The sequence below is a fragment of the Rhodococcus aetherivorans genome (assembly GCF_025722975.1).
GTDB lineage: Bacteria > Actinomycetota > Actinomycetes > Mycobacteriales > Mycobacteriaceae > Rhodococcus > Rhodococcus aetherivorans.
The window spans coordinates 98,479-116,985 of the sequence record NZ_CP106983.1 but is presented as its reverse complement, the minus strand read 5'-3'; the positions used below and the strand labels follow the sequence as shown (position 1 = coordinate 116,985).

The following is an 18,507-nucleotide window of genomic DNA, read 5'->3' as shown; positions in this document are numbered from 1 at the left end:
TTCGTCCTTCCTGATCCTCTGTACCGAACGTGTCCTGGTTGGCGTTCTCGTCCGCCACGCGACCTCCTCGACTGCGCCCGACCCTGGGCGGAGTTCCCCCGAATCCGTGAGTGTTTCAAGATCAATTCTACTCGATCACTGCACTCGAAATGCGTCCTGAACTGCGATTACCCTCGTTCCACTACCCGATACGCGATGCCCGCGGGGCAGCCGCCGCGACCGCCACCACGACGATCAGCGGAAGAATCAGAAGCCCTCCGACGCCGGCCGCCACCGCCCGAACCGGGCGGCCGTATCGGCGATACGACCGGTGCGCACAGAAGAGCGCGGCCACGATTCCGAGCACATTGAAGATGAGCAGCACAACCATGAGATCCCCCTGCCTCGGTGGGCGCGACAGGCCCATCCGCCGTCTCGTCGTCCAGCTGTGCCTACACCACGGCGCCGACAACGCCGCGGTCCGCACAACGTCCGCAGGCCGGCAGAGCCCGTCTCGATTGCTCGCTGTCGCCACCGGCTGCCATCATGGGGAGTACGACAGACCGGATCGAGACGGAAGGGAGCACGCCGTGACCACACACGACGTTCGGGCACTGGTCGCACGGTGGCGTGCACTGCCTACCGAGGAGAAGGTCTACCGGCGGCGCGCCGCCGTGGTCGATCACGTGATCCACAGCATGGCAATGGAAGGGGAGCCGGTCTCCGACCGGTGGATCGAGCAGGCACGGCACCACCAGCGCGCCATGCTGGGCTCGCACTGATCGTGCACGCACGGACCCGCGCAGCAGCGGTTGCCGGTGGGTGAGCCGACGGAGCCGGTCGATACCGGCAGCACCCGCCAGTTCGAGACACTGTTCGGTACGAAGACCTACCACGAGGTCGCCGATCTGATCGCCGAGCCACTACGCCGGCTGCTCGACGAGGTGGCCTCCGGTCGCTTCGCCGACGAGGCGATGGACGTGGATTTGCTCCGCGAGTTCCATCGCCGGATCCTGATCGACGTGATGCCCGACATCGCCGGCCGGTGGCGCACCAAGCCGGTCCGGGTGGGAGGCCACTATCCGCCGGAACACATCCATGTGGACCGACAGATGAGGGAGCTGTTCCACAGCTTCACCGGCCGACTCGACTACTGCGCCGGCGACGTCGAGCTTCAACTCGAAGCCCTCGCCTACCTGGAGGCTCAGGCACTGCACGTGCATCCGTTCGAGGATTTCAACGGCCGAGCGGTCCGAGTGATGGTCGCCGAAGCGATGCGGCGGCTGGACTTTCCCGTCCTCGAACTCAGCGTCGAACGAGACACCGCCCAACATGCCCGATATGTGGCGGCGTTGCGGGAATGGGATCAGCACAGGTCGCTGACCCTGCTGTGCGAATTCTGGCGGGACGTTCGTTTCGCATCACTGGACGATCAGGACTGAGGGCCCTGCCTGCGACGCAGCGTCGAGCCGGGGGAGTAGGGGTGCCGCCCGGGAGCTCCGGTCGAACAGGGTGGACAAGCACGCACAGGGATCCGAGCGAGTACGAACGCGGCTGTGCTGCGAGCTGGGGCCGAGGACCTCGACCACAAGCGAAACAAGCGCTTACCGAGTGCGCAGACCCGAGGCGGCGGTGTCGAACTGGAGGCTCGGCCCACGGCGACGCAAGGCTGCATGCGTGGCGTGCATGCAATGCACGCATGTTTCCGGCAGCGTGCGTCGATCCATCGTGTCGGGGACACCGACACCCTCCCAGTACGTGGAGGATCCAGCTCCGTCAGCGCAAGCGCCGACGGAACTCCGGACGGAAGACGACAAGAGCCGGCCCGCACTGTGCAACCCCTGCAAGGCGCAGTCCGAGCCAGCCGCCTTGCAGTGTCGCACGCTCGGTCGAGATCGGCCTGAGATGGAACTGAGAACCCCGCCGGAGAGAGTTTGGGGGGCAATTCCGGCGGGGCCTTGTGTCACCGTGCAGGGGGATGACGGTGACTTCACAAACCCTACCGAATAGACACCGGCGCTGTGAGGTTCCCTACCCGCGCCGTTCGCCGGTGAGACTCTCGGCGCCGCGCAGCAGCCGGCGGCGGTTGATCCATTCGACATCGCTCTTGCGTCCGCTCCGGCCACGGTGAGTCTGGGTGACCCGTCGGCGCACCGCGTCGACGACCTCGTTGGCCTTCTTTACCAGGTGGAACCGGTCGACCACAGCTGCGCCCGACCACCCGCATCCGCACTGGCACATGACACGATCCTGGGCGTCCAGGTGGTTGGATACGGTACGCACAGACCACCGCCCCGACGAATGGGATGGAGAAGGGTGTGGCGGGAACGAGCGATGGACCACTGCTGATACGGGACACCAGCACCGGCGGCACATGGTCGTCACCGGAGATGACGGCCTACACCAACGAAGATCACCTGCAAGCGATCATCGCCGACGCACCCCATCACGTGCCCGGCGTGCCCGAAGGCGCCCTGGCCCAGCGGGAGCTGTCCACCTCCGCCGGCCCGGCCGACGTGTGCATCATCGACCCGAACGGTGAGATCACCGTCGTCGAATGCAAACTCGCCTCGAACTCCGAACGCCGCCGCATGGTCATCGGCCAGGTCCTCGACTACGCGGCCGCCATCTGGCAGGCCGGTACAGATGCTTTCCATCGGCAGTGGTCCCGACAAGGCGGCCCGGACCTGTCCGAACTCGACGAGAGCAGTCGCGACCAACTCGACCGCAACATCACCGACGGCCGAATCCACCTGTGTCTGGCCGTCGACCTGATCGACGCCGACCTGCGCCGCCTGGTCGAATACCTCAACCTCGCCACCCGCGACGACGTCCGCGTGACCGCACTGCAGCTGACCTATGCCCGCCACGGCACTGTCGAAATCCTCGTCCCGTCCACCTACGGCGGCGAGATCGCCCACGCCAAGACCCACGCCGCGCATCAGAAGGACAAGTGGACCAAGGAATCCTTCCTCGACGCGATCACCTCACCGTCCGAACGCGCCCTCGCCGAGAAACTGTTCACGCTGCTCGATGAGCTCGACGAACGACTCGGATCCCACGACGATCTGTGGTTCGGCACCTACGGGCAAGGGGGAGTATTCCTCTACCCCTACGGGCTGCGATTCGCCCCCATCCAACTCTGGGTCAACAAAGCCGGGCAACTCATGGCCTACGGCAACTGGCGCCAGTACACAGCAGTGCGCGCGCACCCTGGATTCGCTGAACTCGCGCGCTTCGTCGGTCAAGACCACGAAGGCGCCATGAAAGGCTTTCCTGTCGCCGATGTCGACATCGACCAACTCTGGGCTATCGTGCTTCGCTGCGCCCGGCAGATCAACGATCTCGAATCCGAGGCATGAACGCGTTTCCCCAGCTCAGGCGGTTAGCAATGGATGCAGCAAGCCCGACTCTGCCAGCCGACGTCGGTCACGGCCCACCAGACGACCGACGACGGCCGGGGGACATGGCGAACGGCTGGACCGACAGATCAAACGATGGCGCACCGGCAAGCTAGTCGAGGCGAACAAGCCGTGCTCGAGCTATTCGGAGTGACCCCGGTGCCCGTCGACGAGGCCACCATCTGCCGCAGTACCTGCCTGACCCCCCACGGTCAGCCCTCCGTGGGCGCGGCCTTCGGTTCGAGCATCCGATACGCCGGGTTGAGCGCAGAAGCGGAGCGAGTCTCTTTCCCCGCACCCTTCGTGTACCGCTGGGTCGTGGTCATCGCCTCGTGCCCGAGCAGCCGCATCAGCGTGTAGACGCTCACGTTCTGATCTGCGAGTGACGTCGCAAACGTGTGCCGGAGTTGGTGCACCAGAGCACCCTTCGCACGCTGTCCATTGATCCCGGCCCGGCGATACGCTCGCTCAACACGGTACTGGATCGTCGGGCCCGTGATGCGCTCACCGTCGGCGCCGACGAACAGCGCATCCTTGGCGCGAAGTCTCCGCCACGGTGAGTCGGTGGGGGAGGACCGAGCCTCGCCGCTCCCAGGAAACCGCTGCAGCCGCGACTCGAGGTAGTCGGTGAGCACGTCCACTAGTCCGGCCTCCGCTGTGAGCACGCGTTCCTTGTTGCCCTTGCCTCGCACCGTGAGGGCCTTCGTCCGGCCGGTGTCGTCGACATCGCGGAGGTCACCGACGTTCATCACGACCAGCTCCGAGAGCCGGCAGCCGGTCAGCAGCGCGGTGAAGACGATCGCGAGGTCCCGTTCCTGCCAGGCATGCGAGTTCTGCTCGTCGGTCTCGGTGAGCGTCGAGAGAAGGCGCTGGACCGCATCCTGGTCGAACGACTTCGGGACAGTCTTCTCGGCCTTCGGGCGCAGCACGGCCGCCATCGGGTTCGCCTCGATGATGTCCGAGGTGAACAGGTAGTCGCATAGGTTGTTCCACGTCGACCAGCACCGCCGAATCGACGCAGCGGAGTGGTCGGCGGCGAAGTCGGCGAACACCGCCCGCATCCGCGTCTTGTCAATGACGTCGCTGACGAGCTGATCGGCGGTAGTGCCCGTCGTCGTAGCAAGGCGGGCGGCGATCGCGGTGAAGTCCTGTCGGTAGGCCTTCACTGTGTGGGGCGACAGCTTCGCACTACTCCGGTACAGCAGGAACTCTTCGAACAGGAGAGGAAGATCGCGACTCATGCTGAATCTCTGGCCAAAATTGGTCTGGGAGGCAACTTACGAAATCCTTTAGTTGGACTGAGCGTCCATGCGTATCTGGTCCCTCCGATAGGTCCGTCGCCGAGGATGCCGGCACTCCTGTCGCGGTCTCGAGCTTCCTCGGCGAGGCTGTCGAAGTGATTGTCGAGGCACGAGAGAACCTCGTCGAGGTGATTGACGAGATCGTTCTCTGCCGCGATGCGGCAAGTAGCAGCTCCATCGCCTGAGCTCTCGAAGTTCCTGTCAATTGGGACGATGTCCTTGAGTTCTTCGCCCCACTCGCGGATGCAGCATTGTCTGCCGTCAACTGAGTTAATCGCCACGGCGACGACACTTAGCTCAGTGTGGCCACAGTTGTTGCTGACGTACTCATCGAGTTCGTTGGGAACCTGTGCGTCCGGACTGTCGATGTTCGCTGGATCATTCGCCTTGTCTCGTTCGAGCGCGCACTCATCGCACTCGTACCACCGCTTGACCACCGGCATCCAGATGCGATTGATCAGTTCCGAGAGGGAGGTGACGGCCGGCCCGGGTGTCTCGGTGAGCCCCGATTGAAGAACCGAGATGGCGGTGTCGATGGTGGTGCAGTCAGGGTTGCGGAACTCGCCCCGACCGTACGTCATGACGATCGCTGCAAAGTCGCCGGGCTTCCAGGACGTTTGGTCAATCGGATATGTCAGATACTTCGTGGTATCGGGATGCTTGACGACCCGCTCGTTCGGCGTCAATTTTGTGGTCCAGCTGTCGGACAGCGTGAGCCAAGTGCCATCGGCGAGTCCGTACATGTGCAGAGTCACGGGGAGCGGTTCCTGTCGTCCGGGCGGCGATCACGTTTGCTAGATAATATCAGTTATCTAGCAACTACAGTCTTGATTTGCACAACACCCGAAACCATGACGCCACCCATCATTAGTCGCGACGGCCATCCACATCCGTCATGCATACAGGGCGCTGATCTGCGGGTCCACTACCTAAACGGGGCCCGGCGTTGAGCCCGGGGTTGCGGCGGGTCTGTCGCAGGCAGCCCGTACACAGGGGCCGCCGGAGAGCCTCGCCGTGGCGTGTACACGCAGCTCGTTGCCCTACGACGGCGCGAAGGTGATCACATGTGCGCACGTCTAGGATTGCTCGAATCCGAGCGGCGTCCGCGTCGACAGCGCACCGACCTCCGCACCACTACGTGCCCGCAGCCATTCGCTTCCATACTGGACGGTGGCCTTGATGGATAAGCACGATTATCCATCACATATGTTGTGGTGCAGTAGGTTTGGATGGCTCGACGGGGTGAGCGCGATGCCATGGCGCCGGTGCCGCACCTCGCGCGGGACCACACGTTCAGGCTCGTTCAGGGCCGAGACCGTTCCAGCCGATCACTCCGGCAGCGTCGACGGCAGCGAACGGCTTCTTGCCGTTGTTGAAGTTCACACCGCCTTCCTTGGTGATGTTACCCATATCTTGGAAAAATCCTTTCCAGAGGTCACCTCGGATAACTGTGCGCCCAAACTTCGGACGATAGTCGTCGGATATTCGGTAGTTGCGGGCCAACGGCTAGATGTTGCGGGTCATGACGTTGTAGACACCGGGCCAGGCGGGGGCTGAGCGAAGCGGACGGGTCTTCCGCGGCAGGATGAGAAGTACCACCAACGCATCCGCCAACAGGAAGAACCCGTCCGTGCTCCACCGTAACGCCCCGCTGTCCGTCGAGGGACGCCGCCGCCTTGTGCAGCGGTGTCAGACCCGTCCGATCTCCCACGTCGCCGCCGAGATGGGCATCTCCCGCGCTTGTGCCAGCAAATGGGTGCACCGCCACCGGCAGTTCGGTGAGTTGGGTCTGCTCGACCGCCCCAGCGTGCCGCACCACCAACCCACCGCAACCCCGGCCGAGGTCGTCGCCCGGATCGAACAGCTGCGACGCGAGAAGAAGTGGTCGGCACGGCGCCTCGCCCTCGAACTGGCCACCGACGGGTTCCCGATCTCGGTGCGCACCGTCAGCCGGCACCTGGCCCACCTCGGTCTGAACCGACGCAGGTTCCTCGACCCGACCGGAGACAGCAACCGCGAACCCCGGCGGATCGTCGCGCATTGGCCCGGCCACATGGTGCACGTCGACATCAAGAAGGTCGGCCGGATCCCCGACGGCGGCGGCTGGCGCGTGCACGGTCGCGGCAGCGAGCACGCCAAGAGGGTCGAACGTGCCAAGGCTGCCGGGGCCCGCGCCGGCTACGTGTATCTGCATTCGGCTGTGGACGGGTTCTCCCGACTGGCGTACACCGAAGCGTTGCCCGACGAGAAAGCTTCGACCGCAATCGGGTTCGTGCACCGGGCCCGGGTGTTCTTCGCCGCTCACGGCATCGGCCACATCCACCGCATCGTGACCGACAACGGCTCGTGCTACCGCGCGAAGGACTTCGCGAAGGTGTTGCACGGGGCTCGGCATCAGCGGATCACCCCGTACACCCCACGGCACAACGGCAAGGTCGAGCGCTTTGGGCCGGATCCTGGCCGAAGAGTTCCTCTACGCCCGCACCTGGACCAGTGAACAGCAACGATCGGAGGCCCTGCACGTGTGGAACGTGCACTACAACTACCATCGACCCCACACTGCCGTCGGCGACCGACCGCCCGCGAGCAAGCTCCGCGCCGGTGTCACCAACGTCATGGCCTCATACATCTAGGTGACTAAGGACAAACTTGTTCGCGGCATCCGAGACAGTGAGCAGCTTGTCCATGGAAGACATGCCCAGGAACCTCCCCCGCTTGTCTGTGAGGGCGAACTTCTCGATGTCGGCGCGGACAGCCGGATCCGCAGCGATCTCGTCTACAAAGTCCGTGATCGGCCGATGCTCTTGAGTTGCCGATCCTGCAGTCGTTTTCGATGGTAACTGTCATGTCCGGAACGTGGCGGCCCTGCATTGCAGCACCGTGGTGGTGACGGACGAGCCCGATCATTACGGGCGAATCGGTGGCTTGCCCAGGGACCATCTCGTTGAATGGAGATGGCCCCCGATGCAGGGGGTGATCGGGGGCCATCCATTTCTCCAGGAGGAAAGGCTCACTCCTGGAGAAGCTTCGGGTGTGCGGTCGCGGCTACCGCACGGCGGGCGGTGATTGTCTCCCTGGGGTTGGTGGAGCGTGGTTCAGCGATGGGGGTGGCCGTACTGCATGATGCCAGGGCTACGGTCGGGGACGTCGAAGGGCATCGGCGCCCAGGCCGAATGAACCAGGATGGCGGCTGCATACAGGATCATACCTATCCCCATCCGATTTCATGCTGACATCCTTCGTCACCGCGGATTGAACGGTCCGATAATGGGTTTAGGCGTCCATGGTTTTCTCGGACGGAAGGTCATATACGGGGCATTCGGCGACACCGATGGTCTCTCGAGTGATGGCCTCGACAGCCTTCTGCGTGGCTTCGGCGTCATTGACCCAGTTCCGGTAGAAGTCGAACGGGCAGTCGGCCACGCCCTTGTCCCCGTCACCACCAGCGAAGACTCCGGTGTATCCGCGGTGCAGGAGCTTGAACAGATGGTTCTGCGACTGATCGTTTGCTCGGGCGTCTCGGATCGTGGACAGCGACAACTGGGCATACTGGACGCCGTAGTCTTCCTCGCCGCACTCACCCAACGTGCGGCCGTCGAATCCGATAATGGCGCTATGGCCGAAGTACGAGTAGACGCCGTCGAACCCGGTGGCGTTGGCGACCGCGACGTAACAGTTGTTTGCCCACGCCATGGCCTTCGCCATCAGCACCTGCTGGTCCTTCGACGGGTACATGTAGCCCTGCGGACGAACGATCAACTCAGCACCCTTCATCGCGCAATCGCGCCAGATCTCCGGATAGTTGCCGTCGTCGCAGATGATAAGCGAGATCTTGAGTCCTTTAGGGCCGTCGGTCACATATGTCTGGCCACCGGGGTACCAGCCTTCGATCGGGGTCCATGGCAGAATTTTGCGGTACTTCTGCACAATCTCGCCCTGATCGTTGATCAGCACCAACGTGTTGTACGGGGGTTTGTGCGGGTGATCCTCATGGCGCTCACCGGTGATCGAGAAGACGCCCCACGTCTTCGCGTCGCGGCATGCCTGCGCAAAGATGTCGGTCTCGTCCCCGGGGATCGTTGCCGCGGTGGCATACATCTCATCGTTGTCATACATGATTCCCATGGTCGAATATTCTGGGAACACAACGAGATCCATACCGGGAAGGCCGGCCTTCATACCGACCACCATCTTCGCAATCGCTTTGGCATTCTCGAGGACGTCTGCCTTGGTATGCAGTCGCGGCATCTTGTAGTTGACCACTGCCACACCCACGGTGTCCGGACTCGATGAAATGTCCCCGTGTCGCATCTAGGACTCCTTAGTGACTCAACGGGCGTTCACTACCCGACAGTTGCTTCCAGCTTGAACTGTTTCACATTGTGTGATCTGCAACGTTGCGCCCACGCTACGACATCACAGGTCCGTCCACAAGCCCTATATGCCAAAATTTCACCTGTTCAAAGCGATAGATAGGTCTGCCCCTACGCGCATCCGCGTCCGAAGATCTTTACTTCCGTTAGGCAGCATGTATTCTCTGGGCATCGCCAGCTGCGGATGTTCCAGCACTTCAAAGACGTTGAGAAAAGGTACCTACCATGACGACCGTCCAACCTTCCCCAGCCATGACGTATCCGCCGTCCGCCGAGTTCGTCGCCACCGCCAACGCCGGTCCCGAGTTGCAGGCCGCCGCAGACGCCGACCGGCTCGGATTCTGGGCGACGCAGGCGCAGCGGCTGGACTGGGCCACCGAGTGGTCCGAGGTGCTGGACTGGTCCGACGCGCCGGTGGCGAAGTGGTTCGTCGGCGGGCAGCTCAACGTCGCCTACAACTGCGTCGACCGGCATGTCCTCGCCGGCAACGGGGACCGCGTCGCCATCCACTTCGAGGGCGAGCCCGGCGATTCGCGCGCGCTGACCTACAACGATCTGCTCGCCGAGGTGTGCAAGGCGGCGAACACCTTCACCGACCTGGGCCTGGTCGCCGGCGACCGGGTCGCGATCTACATGCCGATGATCCCCGAGGCGATCGTGGCGATGCTGGCTTGCGCCCGCCTCGGCCTGACCCACTCGGTGGTCTTCGCCGGGTTCTCCTCGCACGCGCTGCGCTCGCGCATCGACGACGCGCAGGCCAAACTCGTCGTCACCGTCGACGGGCAGTGGCGCCGCGGTCAGGCCGCCCCGCTCAAGCCGGCCGCCGACGAAGCTGTCGCCGATGCGGCGTCGGTGCAGCGCGTGCTGGTGGTCAAGCGCACCGGCATCGACGTCGACTGGACCGAGGGACGCGATCTGTGGTGGCACGAGACGGTCGACAAGGCCTCCGCCGAGCACGAGGCGCAGCCGTTCGACGCCGAGCACCCGCTGTTCATCCTCTACACCTCGGGCACCACCGGTAAGCCCAAGGGCATCATCCACACCTCCGGGGGCTACCTGACGCAGGCCTCCTACACCCACCACTACGTGTTCGACCACAAGCCCGGCCGCGACGTGTACTGGTGCACCGCCGACATCGGCTGGGTCACCGGGCACAGCTACATCGTGTACGGGCCGCTGAGCAACGGCGCGACCCAGGTCGTCTACGAGGGCACCCCGAACTCGCCGAACGAGCACCGGCACTTCGAGATCATCGAAAAGTACGGGGTGAGCATCTACTACACCGCCCCGACCCTGATCCGCACCTTCATGAAGTGGGGCCGGGACATCCCCGACGCGCACGACCTGTCCTCGATCCGGCTGCTGGGCTCGGTCGGCGAGCCGATCAACCCCGAGGCGTGGCGCTGGTTCCGGGAGGTCATCGGCGCCGGCCAGGCCCCGATCGTCGACACCTGGTGGCAGACCGAGACCGGCGCGATCATGATCTCCCCGCTGCCGGGGATCACCGCCACCAAGCCGGGCTCGGCGATGGCGCCGTTGCCCGGCATCTCCGCCAAGATCGTCGACGACAACGCCGTGCCGCTGGGGGCCGGCGGCAACGGCTACCTGGTGCTCGATCAGCCGTGGCCGTCGATGCTGCGCGGCATCTGGGGCGACATGGACCGCTACAAGGACACCTACTGGTCCCGGTACGCCGAGGAGGGCTGGTACTTCGCCGGCGACGGCGCCCGCTACGACGAGGACGGGGCCCTGTGGGTCCTCGGCCGCGTCGACGACGTCATGAACGTCTCCGGACACCGGATCTCGACCTCGGAGGTCGAATCCGCGCTCGTCGGGCACCCGGCCGTCGCCGAGGCCGCCGTCGTCGGTGCCGCCGACGAGACCACCGGCCAGGGCATCGTCGCGTTCGTCATCCTGCGCGAGGGCGTGACCAACACCGGCGATCAGCTCATCACCGAGCTGCGCAACCAGGTCTCCACCGAGATCTCCCCGATCGCCAAGCCCCGGCAGATCTCGATCGTGCCGGAACTGCCCAAGACCCGCTCCGGCAAGATCATGCGCCGCCTGCTGCGCGACGTCGCCGAGGGCCGCGAACTCGGCGACACCTCCACCCTCGTCGACCCGAAGGTCTTCGACGGACTCCGCTCCAGCAATGCCTGAGGGACAGTTCTTCGGTGGTGTCGGGACCACTCATCCGTTCGCCGCCCACAGCGATGAGCCGTTAATATTTGGAGCAGCCGATGCTCGCTACGTCACGAACCGCCAGTACCGTACCTTCGAAGCGCTCCATTTCGAGGAAACGACCCACTGTCGTTCCGATCGAGGCGATGTACCCGGAACGAACGCATTCTGATCGAATTTCTGCAAGTTCAGCAGGCTCCTGCCGCTGCCGGCAGCAACGCCTACAGCAATCGCCGGATTCTGCATTGTGGTTATGTCTGCAACAGGGCTCGTTTCTCAGTTGCACATCACGACATCATAGCGGCTCAACGCTTCCACTTCTGCTCCTGGAGGGGAGAAAGATCTTGTCCGGCTATTTGTCCGAAAAAGTCAATGACATGAACTCGGGGCATGTGACCAAACCGGCTCCGTACGGTTTCCGCATGGGTCGGAGTACGTCGCCTTCGCAATTATCAAATAACCTCAAGAATGCGATCATTGGACAGGGCGAGGCGATTGACGCCGTTGTCCGAGCGCTGACCATAGCCGCTGCCGGAATTCGCGATCCACATCGTCCTATTGCATCACTACTCTTTGTCGGTCCGACCGGGGTCGGAAAAACTGAACTCGCACGACGTCTGGCCGCGGAAGTCACCGGCGATCCCGACAGACTGTGTCGCATCGATATGAATTCACTGGCACAAGAACACTATTCAGCCTCGATCTCCGGAGCCCCACCGGGATATGCCGGATCGAAGGAGCAGTTCACCCTTTTCAACCGCGAGCTCGTCGAGGGTAACATTTCGCGTCCCGGTATCGTTCTGTTCGACGAAGTGGAAAAGGCTCACGCTACAGTACTTCGGTCGCTACTCCAGGTCCTCGACACCGGCGTGCTTCATCTGACGTCCGGCACGTCTACCATCTCGTTCCGGAACTCGATCGTGCTCTTGACGTCGAATCTAGGTTCGGCCGAGATCGCCACTCGCCTGCGCACAACAAGACTCACCTCACTTTCCAAGCTACGTGGGCTATTGTCCAGGAAATCTGGCATCATCGATTCCTTCGACGAGGCGGTGTCGACCGCAGTCGAGAAATTTTTCGATCCCGAGTTGTTCAATCGATTCGACGAGGTTGTGCAATTCAAACAGCTTACCAGGGAAAGTTCTCGAGCAATTGTCGACCTCGAACTGGCTCGGCTACAGGCTCTACTGTCGGATCGGAACATTTCGTGGTCGCCGAGCGAGGCAGTGCTCGACCACCTTGTGCATACCGGATTCGATGCAATATACGGAGCTCGGAACCTCAGACGAGCCGTGCGACTGCAGTTGCATGCGCCGATCGCAAGAGTAATCGTTTCCGCCGAATCAGCCGTCAGACCGCTGCAGATATTCACCGAGGTTCGTGATGGAGTGATTATCGCGATCGCGGCGGAGTGCTCTCAGCCCTGAGAATGATGAGATTCCCCCATTTCGATTTGCCGCGGTGGGTCTCGTCGATGCCGAGGACGGTCACCGGGGGGGCGGCTCGTCGCCTCCCGGTCGACGACATTCTCCGGCCCAGGAGTTCCCCGTCCGGCTGAGGCCGGAGGGTGCGCGGTGCGACCCAGCCCATGTCCGCCAGGTTCCGGGCTGGTGGGTTCGCTTGAGGGGCGTTCAGACACTGGTTCCTCTCTTGAGGGGCGTTCAGACACTGGTTCCTCTCGTATACCTGACCGTGTCGCTTGCCGAGCCCGCACCATCTGGCAGTGCTGGTACGACTCGTCGTTGTCAGGGCCACTGTCCACCCTCACTCCGTCCCGGGGATCGGGCTGCCCTCAGCTTCACCCCGCTGCTGCGACAGCAGGGCGGTGGTGGTCTCTCACCTCCACTCGGTTCAACAGCGCCTCGTGGCACACGAAGTCGGCCACCCACCATTGGTCCGGACGTTCAGGACCATCCCAGTTCCGCTCGATCAGGTCCGGATGCCGCGGCGCTCGGTCATCGCGCTCGGTGGTGACCGTGCGGTGTTTGCCGCGGACCGCGCCGGTGATCCCGGTGATCGACATCAGCCGGGCCACCTGATCGCGGCCGATGTCGTGACCAGCGCGTTTCATCGCGTGCCACATCTTGCGGACACCGTAGACCCGCCGATTGGCCACATACAGCGCGTGTACGGTGTTCGCGGCGTAGGCGGGCCAGTTCCGCCTCGGAGATACGCCCGCGCTGTTTGGCCTTGTAGTAGGTGGACGGGGCGATGCTGATGCCGTGCTCGGTGAGCACGGCACAGATCGGGTCCCCCCGAATCGGGAGCGGTGGGCGTCGATGTAGTCGACGATCACCGCAGTCGGCGGTCGACCTCCGCCGCCGCGAAAAATGCGCTCTTAGATTCAACGGGTCAACGCAACACTGCAGCTGGGATCAGGAGAATCTAGGGCGAAGGTCGGTCGGCCGGGCATGTCGGACGGGATGAAGGACGAACTGTGGCACCGATGGCGCTCGGGTGAATCAATCAGCGTGATCTCCCGCGCCCTCGATAAGCCCCCCGGTTCGGTATTCACCGTTCTCAAACATCATGGCGGTATCGCCCCCGTGACCCGCACACCCCGCGAGGGACACCTGACCTTGGTTGAGCGAGAAGCAATCTCACGAGGAATCAGTGCTGGACACTCGTTCCGTACCATCGCCTCGGAGCTCGGCCGGCCGGCGTCGACGGTCAGCCGCGAAGTCGAGCGCAACGGTGGCCGGGACGCCTACCGCGCCGTCACCGCACAGGAACGGGCCCACGAGCGTGCTCGTCGACCGAAAGAGAGCCTTCTGGCCCGTAGGCCGGCGCTGCGCACGCAGGTCATCGAATGGTTGGACAAGGAGTGGTCGCCCGAGCAGATCGTGGGCCATCTGCGGCTGCATCACCGCGACGATCCCGACATGGCGGTCAGCCACGAGACGATCTACCGATCGATCTACACCAGTCGGTGGAAGGTGATTCCGCGCGAGTTGTGCAAGAAGCTGCGAACCCGCCGACCGATCCGGAAGAACAAGCGGCACAGCGTCAAAGGGCAATGGAGGTCACAGATTACCGATGCCCGGCCGATCGAGGACCGCCCCGCCGACGCCGACGACCGCAGCGCTCTCGGGCATCTCGAAGGCGATCTGGTGATCGGTTCGAACAACAGCCAGGTCGCCACCCTCGTCGACCGCAAGGCGAGGTTTTTGACCATCGTGAAGTTGGCGAGCCGGCACACCACGACCGTCGTTCCCGCGCTGATCGACACCTACACCCGCATCAATCCCGTGTTGCGGAGCACACTGACCTGGGATCGTGGCATGGAACTGGCCGCCCACAAGGCGCTGAGCGCTTCCACCGGTGTCGATGTGTTCTTTGCTGCGCCGCGAAGTCCTTGGCAGCGAGGGACGAATGAGAACACCAACAAGTTGCTGCGTCAGTACCTGCCGAAGGGAACCGATCTGTCCACGCACAGCCAGTCCGACCTCGACGCTTTCGCCGATCGCCTCAATACCCGGCCTCGCAAGTGCCTCGGTTTCCGCACCCCGGCCGAGTGTGTTGCGTTGACCCGTTGAATCTAAGCTCGCGGTCTTCAAATATCATTGGACCTGCGTAATTCGGCGTTCTCTTTGCGCAGTCGACGTACCTCGTCGAGGTCGATCCGTTCCCCCCGGGTTCCGAGGTGGTCGGTGCGTCGTTCCGCTCCGCGGCTTCGATCCAGTTCCGCCACGTCGCCGGCGCGATGCCGAGAAACTCGCCGACGTGGCGACGGGCGGCGACTTTCGAACCACCGTGCTCGGCGATCCGGTCCCGATACATCCGGACGGCTCCTGAGTCTCGGCGTCGTACTTCCTCGGTGCAGGCATACCAGCATTCTCCTTGTTGGATCAGGAGCCTCCACCTCGTCCAGGACGGTTCATCTGCACCCAGAACTCGCACGACTCGTCAACTGCCATCGGGATGCACAAGACCAATAGCAGCATCCTCGGTCCTCGATAGATCCGTACCCTGTGCCGCTATCCGACGATGAGAAGGTCGGGTTCTCAAAGGACTCCAGCCACAGGAACGCTCGCAGGTCGATCCATCTCAGAGGTCCGTTCCGGTGCCGAGTAGCTCTTCTGGAACGCATTGCGCGACAAGAGTATTTCGGAAATTTGTCTCGCGCATTCGCCAGTATTCCGCGGAACCGAGCGCGGTAATCCAGCGCCGAGCGTGTGCAACTTGTCCCAAAGGTCGATCAGCCAAGGCGGCCGCAACCGTGCCGCAGTCATGAGGTCTGCGTCGCGCAGTACACGATCCGGGGCTCCTTGCCGGACGTTACCTCCCTGTACCACCGCGACGGAGTCGGCCCATTCGAAGGCAAGGGCGGTGTCGTGAGTCGACAGGACGACTGTCGTCTGCTTTTGCTCGAGTCTGCCGAGCGCAAGGAACATCTCCTCGATGCCCGCGGGATCAAGCCCAGCTGATGGTTCATCCAGCAATAGAACGCAGGGGCGCATCGCCATCGCACCTGCGATGGTCACGCGCTTGCGTTCCCCGTAGGACAGCTCATGTGTGGGCCGGCTGGCGAGGGCTTCGATGGAGAGTAGGTCGAGTGCCTCGGCAACGCGTTCAGAAATTTCTGTCCGTTCTAGGCCCAGATTCGCCGGTCCAAACGCCACATCGTGTGCGACATCGGCCGAGAACAATTGGTCATCGGGATCCTGCAGAACTAGCTGAACGGATTGCCTGTGGCGCCGAAGCCCGCGGCGGTCATGCCGAAGCGGAACGCCGTCGACCTCGACGGTACCGCCGGTAGGTTTCAGGGAACCAGCGAGGATCTTCAAGAGCGTGGTCTTTCCGGATCCGTTCGCCCCCAGGATAGCAACACGTGATGCCGGCGGTATGTCGATAGTTGCGTTGGTGAGGGGTTCGACTCCTGAGGGGTAGGCGTAGGATATTCCTCCGGCGCGCAAAGATAAGTGACTCAAGGCAATATTCCTTCCAGCAGTGATGCCCCAACGACCGCGCTGAACGTCAATGCGCAGGCGCCGATGAAACGCCAGTTCACAATCGAATCCTCGAGCGTCGGCATCGATATTCCGAAGTCCCGCCCTGCAAGTCCTATCTCCAACCGACTTGCCTGCGACCATGCTCGAGTAAGCGCAGCTGCGGTGAGCAGTCCCGCCGAGTTGAGTGTACGTCTGGCAGTCGAGTACCCGAGGCGCGAGATCTGTGCTTGCCGGATCACCGAGATCGATTCGAGCAGAACAAATACCAGTCTGTACATTACGGTTACCACGTCGATACACGGACCCGGCACACCGAGCCGTCGGAGCGATCCCATCACCGTAGTAATGGGTGTCGTGGAGGCAAACATCAACATCGCAATGGATGCGGTTATCGCCCGAGCGCCTAGCGTCGCACCGTGTACGACATTCTCTTCGGGTACGGACAGTTGCCAATTGTTCAAGTCCACCGAGATCACGGTCGATGCAGCTGCGATGAGGATGAATGTCGCGGGCCCGCGAGCGCAGCGGAGCAAGTGACCTAACCGGATGCCAGCCGGTTTGGAAGTTGCCAGGCATACCGACAGCAGCAGCGGTATCGTCGGCCAGGGCGGCAGCGCCAACGCCAGTACCGTGACACCGCCGTAGAGCATTGCCTTCTCTGCTACCGATTTTTGCCGCCAGGGACTTCGCCATGCGACAGTGTCAATTCCTGCTGCACTTGATCCCATTGCGCTCCCTTCGCCGGGGGGACGCCCCCGGTTCGTGTCAACCCTCAGACTCTTCCGCAGCCGTCGGGACCGGCGTCGTCGAACGCGACCCAGACTCGGCTCTTCGCCGCTGCCATAGTGCGCCCAGGGCGAATCCGAACACTCCCGCACCGAGCGCGGCCTGCAATGCGAAGAGACCGGACTCGATTGCTCCCGATGTTGGTGTGAACACCGGCAAGAACCAGGGGCGGTATTCGGGGTTGCTTTCTTCGATGTACTCCGTAGCGGCTGTGTCGCTGCCGACGAAGCTCGAGTCCGCTGCTTGATCACGGTTCATCCAAATCGATGCATAGAAGATTGCAGCGATCGCGATTACCAATGATGCGCTCGTGAGTGCAGACTTATGACGCAACATAGCTATCCTCCGTCTGGGGCGCTGCTACGCGCCGGCCTCGACGTGTCAGTACTCTCAGGTTTGCAAGCTCCGGACCGGCGATGTGGCGCAGGGTGCGGAATACCAGGACTCCCAGCAGACCCTCGATGACAGCGAGCGGAACCTGCGTGATCGCGAATACCGAGAGGAACTTCACCAGCGAGCCGAGAACTCCACTCGTCGCATCGGGGAATGCTACTGCCAACTGGACCGAGGTCGTGCAATACGTGGCGAGATCGGCACAGAACATCGCGGCGAAGATGCCCACAGCCACTGGGGCGTTGAGCAATCGTAGCCCTCGCCATGCGGCATATCCCACCCACGGACCGACGATCGCCATCGAGAAGGCATTGGCTCCCAGGGTTGTGAGGCCACCATGTGCCAGAAGAAGTGCCTGGAAGAGAAGGACCACGGTCCCGAGAAACGCCATTACCGGAGGGCGGAACAGCACTGCTCCGAGACCGGTCCCTGTTGGATGACTCGAGGTACCTGTCACCGATGGCAATTTGATCGCCGATAACACGAATGTGAATGCTCCTGCTGCACCTAATAGCAGCCGAGTCTCGGGGCGTTCACGTACCTGGCGCACCACCGCGGTCGCGCCATGAACAACGAAGGGTGCGGCTGCCACCGTCCAGGCCGCCGCTTGAAGTGGCGGTAAAAATCCTTCTGCGATATGCATACTGGCAAGCTCCTTTCCTGCGGAATGTGAGAACTCGCGCTCCCGGGTGGCCGGCGGCAGGGGGCCAACTGCGCGAAATATGGACCGTCCGATTGGACGTCTACTACCTCACAGATCTATGACCGCCGCTGCTCGGCTTGGAGTTGTTCCTGTGCGTCGGCGTCGATGGTGCAAGAGTGGCGATTCCCTTCTCGCGCCTCGGTCCGCGCCGCCGCCCGGTAGACGGCTCGTAGTTCATGCCTGCACATCCCTTAAGACGGACCACCGTCCAGAGCCGACTCGTCCGCCCGTCGCCGGTGGTGTACCCACGCACTGTGGGGTTGTGCGCTCCCAGGGTAGAGCAAATACTGTCATTGTGAAATAGATTTCCGTAAGAGTCTTGTACCAAGCCCCAAGCAGCCACGGGCGCGCGAGTGGGTCACGCTGGCGCGGGCACGATACGAGACCTGCACCCCAAGACGGCGATCGCAACGAATATTAGTTAGAGAATGCACTTTC

Annotated in this window: 15 protein-coding genes, 4 pseudogenes and 1 other annotated feature; of the genes and pseudogenes, 7 read left to right on the top strand and 12 right to left on the bottom strand. The window is 62.9% G+C overall.

Translation table 11 applies throughout. The features are described from left to right. Positions 1-181 precede the first annotated feature (181 nt). Positions 182-370: a hypothetical protein gene (locus OCS65_RS28535; RefSeq protein WP_202637547.1), complete on the bottom strand. Its 189-nt coding sequence runs from the start codon at positions 368-370 to the stop codon at positions 182-184. Between the two features lie 199 nt (positions 371-569). On the opposite strand from OCS65_RS28535, the gene OCS65_RS28530 reads away from it, so the two are divergent. Further along, positions 570-761: a hypothetical protein gene (locus OCS65_RS28530; RefSeq protein WP_043800253.1), complete on the top strand. Its 192-nt coding sequence runs from the start codon at positions 570-572 to the stop codon at positions 759-761. A 36-nt stretch (positions 762-797) separates the two neighbouring features. After that, positions 798-1,421, top strand: coding sequence for a Fic family protein (locus OCS65_RS28525; RefSeq protein WP_263510437.1), 624 nt, complete (start codon positions 798-800; stop codon positions 1,419-1,421). Positions 1,422-2,016: 595 nt separating this feature from the next. On the opposite strand, the pseudogene OCS65_RS28520 reads toward OCS65_RS28525, so the two are convergent. Further along, positions 2,017-2,184: pseudogene (locus tag OCS65_RS28520) on the bottom strand (transposase); the annotation flags it as partial. Positions 2,185-2,297: 113 nt separating this feature from the next. Here OCS65_RS28520 and OCS65_RS28515 point away from each other — a divergent pair. Beyond that, a complete protein-coding gene (locus OCS65_RS28515; protein WP_263510436.1) occupies positions 2,298-3,341 on the top strand; it encodes a PDDEXK family nuclease in 1,044 nt (347 codons plus the stop codon). 251 nt (positions 3,342-3,592) lie between these two features. Here OCS65_RS28515 and OCS65_RS28510 read toward each other — a convergent pair whose 3' ends face one another. The 3 genes from OCS65_RS28510 to OCS65_RS28500 form a co-directional block, all read right to left on the bottom strand. Next, on the bottom strand, positions 3,593-4,621 hold the full coding sequence (locus OCS65_RS28510) for a tyrosine-type recombinase/integrase (RefSeq protein WP_263510435.1): 1,029 nt from the start codon (positions 4,619-4,621) through the stop codon (positions 3,593-3,595). Further along, complete coding sequence (locus tag OCS65_RS28505; protein WP_263510434.1) at positions 4,618-5,436, bottom strand: hypothetical protein; 819 nt, start codon at positions 5,434-5,436, stop codon at positions 4,618-4,620. The genes OCS65_RS28510 and OCS65_RS28505 overlap by 4 nt, the downstream gene beginning before the upstream one ends. A 538-nt stretch (positions 5,437-5,974) precedes the next feature. Next, positions 5,975-6,184: a hypothetical protein gene (locus tag OCS65_RS28500; RefSeq protein ID WP_263510433.1), complete on the bottom strand. Its 210-nt coding sequence runs from the start codon at positions 6,182-6,184 to the stop codon at positions 5,975-5,977. 127 nt (positions 6,185-6,311) lie between these two features. Between OCS65_RS28500 and OCS65_RS28495 the strand changes: the two are divergent. Then, positions 6,312-7,314, top strand: a pseudogene (locus OCS65_RS28495) (IS481 family transposase). Between the two features lie 640 nt (positions 7,315-7,954). On the opposite strand, the gene OCS65_RS28490 reads toward OCS65_RS28495, so the two are convergent. After that, positions 7,955-8,992, bottom strand: a complete 1,038-nt coding sequence (locus tag OCS65_RS28490) for an aliphatic amidase (protein ID WP_263510432.1) — start codon at positions 8,990-8,992, stop codon at positions 7,955-7,957. Between the two features lie 287 nt (positions 8,993-9,279). On the opposite strand from OCS65_RS28490, the gene acs reads away from it, so the two are divergent. Together acs and OCS65_RS28480 are read left to right on the top strand one after the other, a co-directional pair. After that, on the top strand, positions 9,280-11,214 hold the full coding sequence (gene acs, locus OCS65_RS28485; RefSeq protein ID WP_263510431.1) for an acetate--CoA ligase: 1,935 nt from the start codon (positions 9,280-9,282) through the stop codon (positions 11,212-11,214). A gap of 365 nt (positions 11,215-11,579) precedes the next feature. Next, positions 11,580-12,662, top strand: a complete 1,083-nt coding sequence (locus OCS65_RS28480) for an AAA family ATPase (RefSeq protein ID WP_263510430.1) — start codon at positions 11,580-11,582, stop codon at positions 12,660-12,662. 446 nt (positions 12,663-13,108) lie between these two features. On the opposite strand, the pseudogene OCS65_RS28475 reads toward OCS65_RS28480, so the two are convergent. After that, a pseudogene (locus tag OCS65_RS28475) lies at positions 13,109-13,564 on the bottom strand (IS3 family transposase); the annotation flags it as partial. After that, positions 13,440-13,570: a sequence feature (AL1L pseudoknot), on the bottom strand. It overlaps the preceding pseudogene by 125 nt. Positions 13,571-13,646: 76 nt before the next feature. Between OCS65_RS28475 and OCS65_RS28470 the strand changes: the two are divergent. Further along, the gene (locus OCS65_RS28470; RefSeq protein WP_420833258.1) at positions 13,647-14,771 is read left to right on the top strand and encodes an IS30 family transposase; all 1,125 of its coding nucleotides are present in this window, start codon (positions 13,647-13,649) and stop codon (positions 14,769-14,771) included. Between the two features lie 135 nt (positions 14,772-14,906). On the opposite strand, the pseudogene OCS65_RS29990 reads toward OCS65_RS28470, so the two are convergent. The 5 genes and pseudogenes from OCS65_RS29990 to OCS65_RS28445 all read right to left on the bottom strand — a co-directional run. Beyond that, a pseudogene (locus OCS65_RS29990) lies at positions 14,907-15,062 on the bottom strand (IS3 family transposase); the annotation flags it as partial. A 177-nt stretch (positions 15,063-15,239) separates the two neighbouring features. Next, on the bottom strand, positions 15,240-16,166 hold the full coding sequence (locus tag OCS65_RS28460; protein ID WP_317551239.1) for an energy-coupling factor ABC transporter ATP-binding protein: 927 nt from the start codon (positions 16,164-16,166) through the stop codon (positions 15,240-15,242). After that, the gene (cbiQ, locus tag OCS65_RS28455) at positions 16,163-16,837 is read right to left on the bottom strand and encodes a cobalt ECF transporter T component CbiQ (RefSeq protein WP_263510428.1); all 675 of its coding nucleotides are present in this window, start codon (positions 16,835-16,837) and stop codon (positions 16,163-16,165) included. Before cbiQ ends, OCS65_RS28460 begins: the two co-directional genes overlap by 4 nt. 115 nt (positions 16,838-16,952) lie before the next feature. Further along, on the bottom strand, positions 16,953-17,309 hold the full coding sequence (locus OCS65_RS28450) for an energy-coupling factor ABC transporter substrate-binding protein (RefSeq protein WP_263510427.1): 357 nt from the start codon (positions 17,307-17,309) through the stop codon (positions 16,953-16,955). Next, on the bottom strand, positions 17,296-18,009 hold the full coding sequence (locus OCS65_RS28445) for an energy-coupling factor ABC transporter permease (protein WP_263510426.1): 714 nt from the start codon (positions 18,007-18,009) through the stop codon (positions 17,296-17,298). The genes OCS65_RS28450 and OCS65_RS28445 overlap by 14 nt, the downstream gene beginning before the upstream one ends. Positions 18,010-18,507: the final 498 nt, after the last annotated feature.